The 13386-nt window shown below is 54.9% G+C and carries 13 protein-coding genes; 5 read left to right on the top strand and 8 right to left on the bottom strand.

Features of this window, described 5'->3' with window-relative positions; translation table 11 throughout:
• Positions 1–6 precede the first annotated feature (6 nt).
• Positions 7–609, bottom strand: coding sequence for a hypothetical protein (locus tag AC2D8P_RS10790; RefSeq protein ID WP_484702656.1), 603 nt, complete (start codon positions 607–609; stop codon positions 7–9).
• A gap of 115 nt (positions 610–724) precedes the next feature.
• On the opposite strand from AC2D8P_RS10790, the gene AC2D8P_RS10785 reads away from it, so the two are divergent.
• Together AC2D8P_RS10785 and AC2D8P_RS10780 are read left to right on the top strand one after the other, a co-directional pair.
• Positions 725–3019 carry a calcium-binding protein gene (locus tag AC2D8P_RS10785; protein WP_484702654.1) on the top strand — a complete coding sequence of 765 codons (2295 nt, stop codon included), beginning with the start codon at positions 725–727 and terminating at the stop codon, positions 3017–3019.
• Positions 3003–3962 carry a glycosyltransferase gene (locus AC2D8P_RS10780; protein WP_484702652.1) on the top strand — a complete coding sequence of 320 codons (960 nt, stop codon included), beginning with the start codon at positions 3003–3005 and terminating at the stop codon, positions 3960–3962. The genes AC2D8P_RS10785 and AC2D8P_RS10780 overlap by 17 nt, the downstream gene beginning before the upstream one ends.
• 28 nt (positions 3963–3990) lie before the next feature.
• Here AC2D8P_RS10780 and AC2D8P_RS10775 read toward each other — a convergent pair whose 3' ends face one another.
• The 5 genes from AC2D8P_RS10775 to AC2D8P_RS10755 form a co-directional block, all read right to left on the bottom strand.
• Complete coding sequence (locus tag AC2D8P_RS10775; protein ID WP_484702651.1) at positions 3991–4719, bottom strand: sulfotransferase family 2 domain-containing protein; 729 nt, start codon at positions 4717–4719, stop codon at positions 3991–3993.
• Positions 4719–6011, bottom strand: coding sequence for a rhamnan synthesis F family protein (locus tag AC2D8P_RS10770; protein WP_484702649.1), 1293 nt, complete (start codon positions 6009–6011; stop codon positions 4719–4721). The genes AC2D8P_RS10775 and AC2D8P_RS10770 overlap by 1 nt, the downstream gene beginning before the upstream one ends.
• 195 nt (positions 6012–6206) lie before the next feature.
• On the bottom strand, positions 6207–6497 hold the full coding sequence (locus AC2D8P_RS10765) for a DUF1244 domain-containing protein (protein WP_484702648.1): 291 nt from the start codon (positions 6495–6497) through the stop codon (positions 6207–6209).
• Between the two features lie 56 nt (positions 6498–6553).
• On the bottom strand, positions 6554–6796 hold the full coding sequence (locus tag AC2D8P_RS10760; protein WP_484702646.1) for a DUF6868 family protein: 243 nt from the start codon (positions 6794–6796) through the stop codon (positions 6554–6556).
• 69 nt (positions 6797–6865) lie between these two features.
• Positions 6866–7624 carry an N-formylglutamate amidohydrolase gene (locus AC2D8P_RS10755; RefSeq protein WP_484702645.1) on the bottom strand — a complete coding sequence of 253 codons (759 nt, stop codon included), beginning with the start codon at positions 7622–7624 and terminating at the stop codon, positions 6866–6868.
• A 129-nt stretch (positions 7625–7753) separates the two neighbouring features.
• Between AC2D8P_RS10755 and pyk the strand changes: the two genes are divergently transcribed.
• A complete protein-coding gene (pyk, locus tag AC2D8P_RS10750; RefSeq protein ID WP_484702644.1) occupies positions 7754–9199 on the top strand; it encodes a pyruvate kinase in 1446 nt (481 codons plus the stop codon).
• Positions 9200–9268: 69 nt separating this feature from the next.
• Here pyk and AC2D8P_RS10745 read toward each other — a convergent pair whose 3' ends face one another.
• Positions 9269–9502: a hypothetical protein gene (locus tag AC2D8P_RS10745; RefSeq protein ID WP_484702643.1), complete on the bottom strand. Its 234-nt coding sequence runs from the start codon at positions 9500–9502 to the stop codon at positions 9269–9271.
• 127 nt (positions 9503–9629) lie between these two features.
• Here AC2D8P_RS10745 and AC2D8P_RS10740 point away from each other — a divergent pair, with 127 nt between their 5' ends.
• Both AC2D8P_RS10740 and AC2D8P_RS10735 read left to right on the top strand, forming a co-directional pair.
• Complete coding sequence (locus AC2D8P_RS10740) at positions 9630–10535, top strand: LysR substrate-binding domain-containing protein (RefSeq protein WP_484702641.1); 906 nt, start codon at positions 9630–9632, stop codon at positions 10533–10535.
• Between the two features lie 116 nt (positions 10536–10651).
• A complete protein-coding gene (locus AC2D8P_RS10735; protein WP_484702640.1) occupies positions 10652–11305 on the top strand; it encodes an aquaporin in 654 nt (217 codons plus the stop codon).
• Positions 11306–11399: 94 nt separating this feature from the next.
• Here the strand turns inward: AC2D8P_RS10735 and aspS are convergent, their stop codons facing one another.
• Complete coding sequence (gene aspS / locus AC2D8P_RS10730) at positions 11400–13250, bottom strand: aspartate--tRNA ligase (RefSeq protein ID WP_484702639.1); 1851 nt, start codon at positions 13248–13250, stop codon at positions 11400–11402.
• Between the last annotated feature and the right edge of the window lie 136 nt (positions 13251–13386).

The following is a 13386-nucleotide window of genomic DNA, read 5'->3' as shown; positions in this document are numbered from 1 at the left end:
TTGCGATTAGAAGTCTTGAACCACGTCCTCGCTACGAAGCCTTTGTCGGTCGTATATCCGAAGCGAAACAGCTTCGGATCCAAACAATTGATCGAAAGGTTCAAATCGCGCCCGGTAACGGGGCAGGATCTGGTCAAGTTCCAGATCAAGATTGCCCCCGCCCAGCCGTATCTGCTGTTGAAAGGCGCTGGTGATAAAGGCGCGCGGTGGCCGAAGATAGGCATAGACCCGAAAGGCGGAACAATAGTTCGATAGAACGTGTTTCATTCGTCTGACTGCTTGGGGGTCGCGCGGTGCAGACATGCGTTCGGCTGAAAACATGATGTCAGAGAAGTTTTTCGATGTTGACGCAGTGAAGAGCAAATCATTTAATTTGCAGAGCAATTGCCGCCGCCGTAATTGTATTGCGGCCTTGCTACGACCAAGTATCCGGTTGCTCATATGACGTTCGGGGTGATCTTCGAACATGGTGACAAAGGCACCTGATTGATTGGCCGAACCAAGCGACAGATAGGTGTATGGCGCCCCCAGGTTTCTTTGAAATGCCTCTTGTATGGCACTTGTCCCGGTTTTGGGCATGCCAATATGCAGATGGCAAGTCAAAGACATGTCAGGCAAGGCTCCTGTCTGGGTGATGGTTTGGGCCTACCCCAAAGAATTCACACTAATTTTTAATTATGCGCCTCTAATTATTGGTAAATAACCGCTGCAGGATGGGCGAGATTTGCCAGAACTGACTTACATGTCGACCACGCTGGATAATGATGCGATTTGGGATTTCGGGATCCGCGATCTGGAGGTCGTTGTCGTCGATGGTGTGCCGACGTTGGTGGCCTTGTCGCGAACCGGCGGGTTGACGACGTTTCAACTGCTGAGCGGGGCGCCAATTGATCTGGCTGAACATCAAGTTCTGGACCTGCCGCCGGCTTTGGGGGGGATGACGCTCACCACGCTTACAACGTCAAACGGGGCCTTTATCCTGCCGGTCGGGGTCTATTCCGGTGCCCCGATGGCCTATCAGCTGGATACACAAAGTATGCTGGGCGTGGCGGAGCCACTGGAGACGGAACCAGCCCCGGATTTGTCCCTTGCCTTGCAGGTGGAGGTTGATGGCGAACATTGGCTTTTTGCCAGTGAAACCGGGGAGACGGGATATTCAGTCTTCGTGATGACCGATGATCTGGGCTTAACTCGGTTGGGGTCTGGGGCCACGACCGAAGAGTTGGGCATTCAATATGTGACAGAGTTTACACAGACGGTTCGGGATCAACGCCCTGTCGTGATGATGGCCAGCATATCTGAGGACACGATTGTTGCCGTGCGGGTAGAGGAGGATGGCACGCATGTGGTGACAGGCAGTCTGGGGGCCGATGACGGGTTTGGCCTGGATGCCCCATCCGACATAGAACACGTGACCATGAACGGATTGGACTATGTGCTGGTGGCAGGGGCGGGGAGTTCATCGCTCAGTGCTCTTCGCGTTTTCGGCGAGGGTCAATTTTTGCCGACCGATCATGTCGTTGATACGCTGGATACGCGATTTCAGGGGGCGACGGCTTTGTCGGTGGTCGCCGTCGGTGACACGGTTTTTGTCGCGGTTGGTGGTGGTGATGACGGCATCAGCCTGTTTACCTTGTTGCCCGGGGGGCGATTGTTTCTGTTGGATACGGTTGCCGACACGCCAGAGACCGCCATGGTCAATGTGCAGGCCTTGGAACTGGTCGCGCTGGACGGTGAATTGCAACTGTTCGTCACCAGTGAAAGCGAACACGGAATCAGCCAGTTCAGCTATGACATTCGTACTCTGGGCAACGTGATCGAGGGAACCACCGGCAACGATATTCTGACGGGCGCTGGCCTTGATGATGTGCTGAGCGGAGGCATTGGTAATGATATCCTGTCGGGGGCAGGGGGTGATGACATCTTGATGGATGGGCCCGGGCAGGATCAGTTGACCGGGGGGGGCGGGGTCGATGTTTTCGTGCTGTCCGCGGATGGCAGCACCGATCAGATCATGGACTTCCAACCTGGCGTCGATCAATTGGATCTGTCAGCCTTTCCGATGTTGAACAGTGTTGATCAGCTCCACATCACGCCCACGACCACTGGCGCAATCATCACCTATCAGGATGAAACAATTGAGATTTTCAGCGCTGATGGACAGCCACTTACGGCTGATGACTTTACAACGGCGTCAGTCCTTAACCACCCGCGCAGTCCCATCGATGCGTCCCTGACAGATGGCATCATTCTGGGTGGAATGGGCGATGACGCGATGGAGGGCAGCTCAAACGGGGACCGGATGTATGGGGAGGCGGGAAATGATCATCTGATCGGGAATCCCGGCCAGGATGAAATCTATGGGGAAGATGGCGATGACATCCTGAATGGCAATGCGGCCGGTGACAAACTTTTTGGCGGCAACGGGAATGATCGGCTGGTGGGCCATGCAGGGCGTGATTTTCTGTATGGGGAGGATGGCAACGATTCGATTGTTGGTGGTGGCGGAAATGACGAAATTCACGGAGGGGCCGGGAATGACACGATGTCGGGGGGCGGGGGCCGCGATGTCATCTATGGCGGAGATGGCGATGACATGCTGGAGGGCGAAGGGTATCGGGATTTGCTTTATGGTGGGGCGGGAAATGACACCCTGATCGGCGATGTCGGCATGGTCACGTTGGAGGGTGGGGAAGGCAACGATATCCTAGATGGCGGGGACGCGAATGATTTCCTGACCGGTGGCGCAGGCGACGACACAATGACGGGGGGTGATGGTGGCGATCAGTTCATATTCGATGACGGGTTCGGGCAGGACACAATCACAGATTTCGATCCTGTCGCGGCCAATGAGTTGATCAATTTCAGTCAACTCGATGACATTACCAGTTTCACCGATCTGATCGACAATCACATGGTGCAGGATGGCGCAGATGTGGTCATCACATCCGGCACCGACAGTTTGACGCTGTCGAACACGCTGATCGATGATCTGAGCGCTGATGATTTCATCTTCTGAAACGGACCCGGCGAAAGGTTCACCCCAAGTCGCGATTGTGATGGGGTTATGCAATGGGGCGCGTACCTTGCCGGAGCAATTGGATAGCTTTAGACGGCAAACCTACCGGAACTGGTCGTTGATTGTCAGTGATGATGGATCTGTTGACCATGGCCCTGATCTTACCACAAGGTTCGCGCGGCGTTGCCAAAATCATGACATCAGGTTGATCGACGGGTCGCGACGTGGATTTGCCCAGAATTACCTACATCTTTTACGGCAAATTCCCACGAATTGTCGATATGCGGCGCTTTCCGATCAGGATGATATCTGGCTGTCGGGAAAGCTGTCACGAGCATTGGATGTTTTGCGGCACACGCCAGAGGATACGCCCGCGCTTTATGGCAGCCGCAGTTGGATTTGGACCCCCCAGAAAAACGCCATCAAAATGTCCCCGGATTTCAGGAGGGCACCCAGTTTCAAGAATGCGCTTGTGCAGAATATCTCTGGTGGCAACACGATGGTTCTAAATCGGGCGGCGCTGGATCTGGTGCAGGCGGCCAGTTGTCAGGCGAAGAACATCGTCTCGCATGACTGGTGGATTTACCAGATCATCAGCGGGGCTGGGGGCGTGGTGATCCATGACCCTAAACCGGGGCTGTTATATCGCCAGCACGCCACAAATCTGGTCGGTGAAAACCGGAGCATGCGCGCGCGGCTGTACCGGTTTAAATCAATTTTTGGCGAGCGATATCGCCATTGGATGGATGACAATATTGCTGCACTCATGACATCCGAGGACTGGTTGACACCCGAAAACAGGGACCTGTTGCAGCGGTTTGCCGCGCTGCGATCACAAGCGGCTGCGCGCCATGTTCGTGACATTGCCGCGCTGGGTCTGCACCGGCAAAGCAGGGCAGAGACCACGATTATGTGGGGGGCTTGGAAGATGGGACTGGTTTAAGGAACAACAATCGAGAAAAGTTTGAAACCTACAACGCTTTCAAGCGTTCTAGACAAAAGCTATACAATTGAAAATCAAGAACATTCATCTGCCGGACCGTATCAATCTCTCCTTGTGAAAAAGAGGTGCGATCAAAGCCAAAGGAGGAGCTGTTCACCCTGTTGGGGTGATGTTCCAACTTGATTTCCTGAAACAGGTTCAGTTTGGCGAAACTCTTGGGCAGCCGTTCCTGAATGCCAACCTGCAGGTCGCCCGCCTGAATAAGGTCGATGGCACAGGCGACATCATCTGTGGTGACGGGCTGTTCCTTGGGTTTTCCGCACAGATAGCGGACTTGCAGATTATCAAGCTCGATGCTGGCATTTCGGGTCAGGAACTTGAGCATTGAGACCTTTTGGTCGCGGAACGTGTCAAAATGGGTTTGTGCGTGATTGTACAGCGAGATCACCCGGTCCACCGGGTTGCGCAGAATTGTGGTGTAGCAGGCCGAGCCGCCAACCAGTTTGTGGAAGCTAAAGTAATCCTCATGACCGATCAGAACTTTGTTTGACAAAAACCGTACCAGAGTTTTGTCGGTCATGTCCGATAAGCGATGAAACGGTGGTGTGGGATAGGCACAACCAAGCTTGCCATAGTGATGTTCCAGTACTGACCGTACGAAGGATCCCGCGGTTTTGGGAATGTGGATGAACACATGCTTTTGCGGTGCATCGTCCAAAAACACATTGGCTCTGTCGGTTGACCTGATAGTGTTCATCAAATCAGACCTCGCATAAAGGCAACACGTTTCCAGGCGATCAGCGTGTCACCGCCGTAAGGGCGCTCCATAAGCAGGGATTGCAATTCTCCGCGCTCTACAGGTTCCAACTGTCCGGAAATGGCCTGAATATCCTCGACCGCGAACATACCCCGATAGAACCCATCCAATTTAACGATCGGCAATCCCATCTGCACCAAAATGGCGGCGTTCTGATGAATTTGGCTTCCCTGCATGAACACGGCGACCAGCTCGGCCAACAGGGTTCGGTGCAGGGTCCGGTCCACATCCGTGCTGTTGTTGGTCAGGTGGCGTTTGGCGGCCTGGGCAAGTTCGCTCAATGAATTCAGATGATGTTTTTCATTCACCACTACAGGGTCGGCATCAATGTTGACCTCGACCCCGTGTTTGCTGAACACGTCCGTTTGAAACATGTCCTGAAACCTTTGCAGAACCTGCTGTCTGGAAAACCTCTTCCACCCCGTCAGAGAAGAAACGCGCGCATTTTTGATCGCAAAATCGACCAGTTGATCGTCGGAGTCGAGCTGCGCCAAATACTGTGAGGATGAAAACAACGCCCGCAACTGATCTGGTGCGGAAATGCAGCGTCTTAACACACGAGACAGACCCATTTCCCCACGATAGATAACCGCCGGTCGAACATCTGAATTTCGATATCGACGCCAGTACCGTTGGAAACGCGGTTGACGCAGGACATGACCTGACATGGCAATGCAGAACGACCCCAGATGATACTCGATTTCAAAGTTCTCAGTTGCCCCCAGAATTTCCACATCCCGCTTCAGCATCTGTGTCAGAAACGCTGGCATCCGGCTCTCAGTAAAAAAGACGCTGTCGTTCAGCAGAACAAGTCTGGGACAGGTTTGATCAGAACCAGTTTTGAACAGATGGAGGAAGCCCAGTTTATAGCTGCCGAAGTCGCGACCGAAGTTGAAGCGTTCGATGTAGCAATCGATCAGATCTTCATATCGGATTGGGTCCGACAATTTCAGAGTGTTGACCGCCAGCACATACATGCCTGCCGCCTTGGCAGCGTTCAGCAGGCGGATCGTATCGGGTCGCAAAACACCCTTTTGATAGAGCGCCAGCAGCAGGATCGGCCGGTCATCATAAGACCGTTCAAAATGGATTGTCGGGCGCTTGCCCAAGGATTTGAATTTCGTGATCGCGGATTTCAGCGACAGAACGGCATAGACCGTCGAATATGAAGACAATCGGCAGGCTTTGGAAATACCAGTCAGAAGGCCATTGGTGAACCCTGCATGTTCCATATTGTACGGGCCCCCGCCTGACACAAGACATTCCTTCGCCCGTCGCTAGGCAATCAGCCTCCGTGCGACGGGCTCTGCCAGTTACGCCTAAAACGGTAAATAACTTCCAAATATGGGCCAGGGTTGGGGAGGGGAATTCACCTCTGCTCCTGTGTAAAAACCGGACTCTGAGCGGGGTGGTGAGTATCGTGCGGGTTAACCGTGAGATTTGGTAAAAGCGGCCTTTTGTTCCTCTGTCGCCTCGGTCTGATAGCGGTCTTTCCACTGATCATAAGGCATGCCGTAGAAGGCTTCTCGCCCTTCATCTTTGGTCATATCAAGACCGCGTTCAACGGCGGCCTCTTGATACCAGCGCGACAGGCAGTTTCGGCAAAACCCGGCCAGATTCATCATATCGATGTTTTGGGCATCGGTGCGTTCGGCCAAATGTTCCCGCAGGCGGCGAAAGGCTGCGGCTTCGAGTTCGATTTTGGTTTGGTCGTCCATAGCTCACCTGTCTTCCAAGAATAGCTTCGCCTAGCAGCCACAAGCGCAAAGGGCAATTACCCGATAATGCGCAGCGCGATGTAGGGCACCAGCGAAAAGATCAGGAGCATGATTTTGTAAGCCCCAAGCCAACCATAGATCGTATGTTTCACTTTTTCGGCGTCGACCCCAAAGAGCCGACTATGCAGCTCAGCGACCCAATCCTTCATCATCATCAGCATAAGGGACGATATGGTCAGAAAAGCTATGTTTATCAAAGCCATCCAACCAAAGAATGCCGTCAGCATATCCAATGTCATCGCAGTCTCCTTTCAGATCCGCGCGTGAATCAAAGATAGGGATTGCAGTGCCTGATCGCAATATGGGGGCTAGATCTGGGTTTCCGCCAGCACGTCAGACAGGATCGGGGCCAGACGATCCGCCCAGGCCAGTTGCTGGTCCTCTGTTTTGATCAGATCGTTTCTAATCTCAATCAAAACATTGGGGTGATCATTGCGGATAGCGTGCCTGTCGATGGAATCACCTTCCAGATGGCCGCCATAGGGTTCGTTGGCCCCGACGCACAAATCGTGTTCAGCCCGCAAACGATCCAAGAGCGGCAGCGCCAACCTTGTGTCATCAGCGTAAAGCAGAGCGATATGCCAAGGGCGCGGGGGGCGTCCGGCCAGTTTTGGGGTAAAGCTGTGCATGGCAATGATAACGGGATCTTGCCGTTGTTGCAGAAGTTCCGCAACCGCGTTGTGATAGGGCCGGTGATAGGCAGCCAGACGACGCTCTTTCTCTGCCGTATCGGCGTGACGGTTTGCCGGGATGATGGTGCCGTCGTAGAGCTTCATCAACACGGTCGGGTCGTCTTCGCCCCGATTGGGATCGACCACAAGGCGTGAGAAATTGGATAGGATGGCCGGGCTGTTCAGCCGTTCGGCCAGGGCCAGGCTGACCCCCGCTGCACCGACGTCATAGGCGATGTGGCGTGCCATATCTTCGGCACTGATCCCTAGATCGCCGTTGTTGATGTCCCGCGGCACCGCATTTGTGGCGTGATCGCAAGTGATCACCCAACGGCCTGTGCGCTCTGCCCCGAACACGTGAAAGGGGTGATGTGTATCCGTTGATTGAATTGTCATCTGCATGTCATGATTCCCAACGATATATCCCTAACCAAGACTGCGGCGAAGCGCCAGTTGTCAGCGCTAACGAAATGCGCGATAAGAGCATCTGGTTCAGCCCCAATTGACTGCAAAGGATGACGCAGGATGAGACGCCAGCGCAATGTAAAGATCGTCGCGACGCTCGGTCCGGCATCAGATGACTATGAAACGATCCGAGCCCTGACAGAGGCAGGGGCCGATGTGTTCCGCCTGAACATGAGCCATGGTGATCACGAAGAGATCAGGAAACGTCACCAGATTATTCGCCAGATCGAAGAGGATCTGGGCTATCCGATTGCGATTCTGGCCGATCTTCAGGGGCCAAAGCTGCGTTGCGGTGTTTTTGCCAACGGCGCCGAAGATCTGGCAGAGGGGCAGTCATTCCGGCTGGATCTGGTCGCAGAACCTGGGGATGAAAACCGGGTTCAACTGCCGCATGAGGAAATCTTTGCCGCGCTTGAACCGGGTGCGACGCTTCTGGTCAATGATGGCAAGATCCGGTTGAAGGTGACGGAATGCGGCAATGATTTTGCCGATTGCGTGGTCGAGGTCGGCGGGACGATTTCAAACCGCAAGGGCGTGAATGTGCCCGATGTGGTGTTGCCGTTGGCGGCGCTGTCCGAAAAGGACCGTCGTGACCTGGAATTTGTCTGCGATTTAGGGGTCGATTGGCTGGCACTTTCTTTCGTCCAGCGCCCTTCTGATGTTAAAGAGGCACGCGAGCTGGCCCAAGGACGGGCCGCGGTGCTGTCGAAGATTGAAAAGCCCGCTGCCGTCAAAAGCTTTGATGACATCCTTGCGGTGTCTGATGGCATCATGGTGGCCCGCGGCGATCTGGGTGTGGAATTGCCGGTTCAAAACGTGCCACCAATCCAAAAACGTTTGATCCGGGCTTGCCGGCGGGCGGCAAAGCCGGTGATCGTTGCCACTCAGATGCTGGAATCGATGATCGAAAGCCCGGTCCCGACACGGGCCGAGGTGTCTGATGTGGCGACAGCGATCTACGAGGGCACCGATGCCATCATGTTGTCGGCGGAATCGGCGGCAGGCAGCTATCCGGTTGAGGCGGTGACCACAATGAACAACGTGGCGATAGAGGTCGAAAGTGATTCGACCTACCGCCAGGTGATTGATGCTAGCCGCAAAGCGGACCGCACCTCGGTTGCTGACGGCATCGTGGCTGCTGCGCGAGAGATTGCAGAAACCACAGACATCAAGGCGATCTGCTGTTTCACGCAATCTGGTGGAACGGCCTTGCTGGTCGCCCGCGAACGGCCCAGCGTGTCGATCCTGGCGTTGACGCCGCTTCAGAAAACCGCGCGACGTCTGTGCCTGACTTGGGGTGCACAATGTGTGCAAACCGAAATCCTGGAACGGTTTAAATTCGCTGTGGTGGATGCGGCAAAAGCGGCCAGAAAGCTGAATATTGCCGGAGAGGACGACCAGATCGTGGTGACGGCAGGGGTGCCATTCAATGTGCCCGGGACCACCAATATTCTGCGGGTGGCGCCCTGTTCTGAGCGGCTGATTTTCGCGGCTGACCCGGAATAAGTAAGTTGTGGGCAAGATGAAAAGGGAGGCGTTAAAGCCTCCCGTTTTCGTTTGTTCACATGTGTTTTCTTACACTGGCATCTGCGCTTTCGCCCGGACTTGGAACCATTCACCGGTGGCGATGAGGGCCGTGGCGATACGGGTGCAGACGGCGCATCTGAAGCTGGCGCGGTCATTGGTCTGCTCTTGCGTCTTGCGCTGGGCAACGTGGACTTTTGCCAATTCGGCCGGCAGTTGGGGCCATCCGTGGTGCAGTTGAGCGATTTCAATCTCGGACAGTTTATGATGTGCGTTCTTGGTCATGTTCTATTCCAATCTTTGATGATGTTTCGTTCGATCGGCGCCTGTATTGACCATAGAATTTCCAGAACCATCGCGACAAACGATAAGAATTCACAGCATAGGTGAATTGATCTAACCTATAGGAGTTATGACTCGTTCGCTGCCATCGCTGAAGCAACTGCGCGCCTTTGAGGCCGCCGCAAGGTTGGGCAGCTTTAAGAGTGCGGCAGAGGAGCTGCATGTCACCCATGCAGCGATCAGTCACCAGATCAAAGCGTTGGAAGAGGATTTTGGCCGACCGTTGTTTCGCCGCCTGACGCGCAAGGTGGAACTGCTGCCCGAGGCCGCAGCGCTGGCCGGAAAGTTGACCCAGAGTTTTGCTGAGATTGCCGATGCGGCGGATGATATCCGCAAAGCAAAAACAGTCGGGGCGCTTAGAATTTCATCGGTTCCGGCATTCGGGTATCGATTTGTGCTGCCCCGACTTTCAGAGTTCCAGAAACAGAATCCCCAAATCGATGTTGAACTCGATCTGCATGCTGGCCTTGTGGATTTGACTCAAGGAGCCTTTGACGTGGCTATCAGGTACGGGTCAGGTGATTGGTCAGGCGTGGAGGCACGGCTGATCTCTCAGGACCGGTCGGCACCGGTCTGCGCCCCGGAACGGGTTGCGGGCAAAGATCTGCCGCTTAATCCGTCAGAAATCGCAGCAATGCCCTATGCAGTGTCCCCAGGGGCCCAAAAAGACTGGCAACTGTGGTGTCGCAACGTGGGGCTGAACAATCCCGCCCGGCCCGCACCGATCAAACTGGAGAATCGTGCTGTGGTTTTGGATTTTCTTCTAACGGGCGGGGGTGTTGCATTGGTCGATCAGCGCTTTGCCGCGCAAGAGTTGGGAAACGGGCATCTGGTGCGTCTGCACCCGGACACCGTTACCGGAGTTAACGGCACATATTTGGTTTGGCCGAAAACCACGGTTCCCGATCCCAAAATTGTGGCGTTTGGAGATTGGCTTGCGAAAGAGGTCGAAGACATGGATATTTCCACTGGTTAACCTCCGCAGGATGTAGTGTCTTAAAGCGATGACAATTTGATGCTATGAGCCGCCGATCTGGCGCGACTGGTGAAATTCGCGCTGAGACGTGAAGAGCAGAGGGGACGAAATTTATCATGCGAAGACTTGCTGCCGAAGCATTGGGAACCTTTTTCCTTTTGGCCACCGTTGTTGGATCTGGGATCATGGCAGAACGTCTGGCGGGGGGTAATATCGCCATCGCATTGATGGGCAATACGATCCCGACCGGCGCGATTCTGGTGGTGCTGATCACGATGTTTGGGCCGATTTCCGGCGCGCATTTCAACCCGGCTGTGACACTGGCCTTTCTGATCCGAAAAGAGATCGCGCCGCGCCTGGCGGGGTCTTATGTGTTGGTTCAGATTCTGGGTGGGATACTCGGCGTATTTGCCGCCCATCTGATGTTTGACAATGCGATTATTGACCCGTCCACCACGTCGCGCACAGGTGTCGGACAATGGGCCGGGGAGTTTGTTGCGACGTTTGGTTTGGTCGGAACCATTCTGGCTTGCCTAAAATCGCGGCCAAGCTTTGTGCCAATGGCTGTCGGGCTCTACATTACGGCGGCCTATTGGTTCACGTCATCCACGTCTTTCGCCAATCCGGCGGTGACAATTGCGCGTGGGTTTTCGGATACATTTGCGGGAATTGACCCGGCCCATGTGTTGGGCTTTGTGCTGGTGCAACTGTTTGCAGCCGTGGTCGCCACAGTGGTTTTTGGCTGGCTGTTGGCCGACGAGGTAAAATAAAGGATTTGCCCCGTTCAGCGGATCGCCAGAGTATTTGGACCAAAACGAAAAGGCGCGCTTGTTACATCGCGCCCTTCTGTTCGGGTTCAGGGGATTAGTCCTGTTCGATGACCCGCAGAGACAGTTCACGTAACTGTTCGTTGGTTGGATCACTGGGCGCTTCCATCATCAGATCCTCGGCGCGTTGGTTCATCGGGAACATGATGACCTCGCGGATGTTGGCCTCATCGGCCAAGAGCATGACGATCCGATCGATCCCTGCCGCGCAGCCACCGTGTGGAGGGGCGCCAAATTTAAAGGCATTGACCATGCCACCGAACCGCTTGCGCACTTCGTCCTCGCCGTAACCTGCCAGTTCAAAGGCCTTGAACATGATTTCTGGCTTGTGGTTCCGAATGGCACCCGACACCAGTTCATAGCCGTTGCAGGCGAGGTCATATTGATAGCCCAGAACCTCCAGCGGATCGCCATCCAGTGCTTCCAGCCCGCCCTGGGGCATGGAAAACGGGTTATGGCTGAATTCTACGCGTCCGGTTTCCTCGTCCGCCTCGTACATCGGGAAATCGACAATCCAGGCAAAGGCAAAGCGGTCTTTGTCCGTCAGGCCAAGCTCATCCCCGATCACGACCCGGGCTTTGCCGGCGACGGTTTCAAAGGCGGATGGCTTGCCGCCCAGGAAGAAGGCCGCATCGCCGACCTCTAAACCCAGTTGTTGGCGGATCGCCTCTGTCCGTTCGGGACCGATGTTTTTGGCCAGAGGACCGGCGGCTTCGGTTCCCAGAACAATCTCGCCGGAATTGATCAGGGCATTCACCTCTTTCACCTTGATTCCACGTTCTTGGGCAATGGTGTCAGCCGATTGTTTGCGCCAGAAGATATACCCCATGCCCGGCAGGCCCTCTTTCTGGGCAAAGGCATTCATGCGATCACAGAATTTGCGGCTGCCGCCGGTGGGGGCGGGGATAGCCCTGATTTCCGTGCCTTCGTTTTCCAAAAGCTTGGCAAAAATGGCAAAGCCGGAGCCGCGGAAATGATCAGAGACATCCTGCATTTCGATCGGGTTTCTGAGGTCGGGTTTGTCCGTGCCAAATTTCAGCGCTGCATCTTTATACGAGATCAGCGGCCAATCGGTATCGACCTTGCGGCCGCCACCGAATTCTTCGAACACGCCCCGAAGAACCGGTTGAATGGTGTCGAAGACGTCCTTTTGTTCGACAAAAGACATCTCTAAATCCAACTGGTAGAAATCGGTGGGGGAACGGTCGGCGCGGGGGTCTTCGTCCCTGAAACACGGCGCGATCTGGAAGTATTTGTCAAAGCCAGAGACCATGATCAGCTGTTTGAACTGCTGCGGGGCCTGAGGCAGGGCATAAAACTTGCCCGGATGCAGGCGCGAAGGCACCAGAAAATCGCGCGCCCCTTCGGGGCTGGAGGCGGTGATGATCGGGGTCTGAAATTCGCGGAAACCAATATCCCACATGCGCTTGCGCATAGAGGATACAACGTCAGAGCGCAGGGTCATGTTGCGCTGTAGCTTTTCCCGGCGCAGGTCGAGGTAACGATAGCGCAAGCGGGTTTCTTCGGGGTATTCCTGATCGCCAAAGACCATCAGCGGCAATTCATCCGCGGCGCCCAGAACCTCCAGTTCACGCACGAACACCTCAACCTCACCGGTGGGCAGTTTCGAGTTTACCAGTTCGGGATCGCGGGCTTTGACCTCGCCATCAATTCGGATGCACCATTCGGAACGAACCTTTTCCACATCGGCAAAGGCCGGGCTGTCCGGATCGGCCAGCACTTGCGTCATGCCGTAGTGATCGCGCAGGTCGATGAACAGGATACCACCATGATCGCGCACCCGGTGAACCCAGCCGGACAGGCGAACGGTTTCACCGACATTGGATTTGTTCAGATCGGCGCAATTATGGCTGCGAAAGGCGTGCATCGCGGGTCCTCGTCAGGGAAGTTCATACATCCGCGCCGATACACCTTGCGCGGGCCCGGAAGTCAAGGACAGAACGCCCATTGCCAAAGGATTGTCACGCGGATTTCGCCCAGAAGTAGACTGAAAACACAACAAA

The organism is Roseovarius sp. YIN77 (genome assembly GCF_057219155.1).
This window is presented reverse-complemented; position numbering and strand designations above follow the sequence as displayed.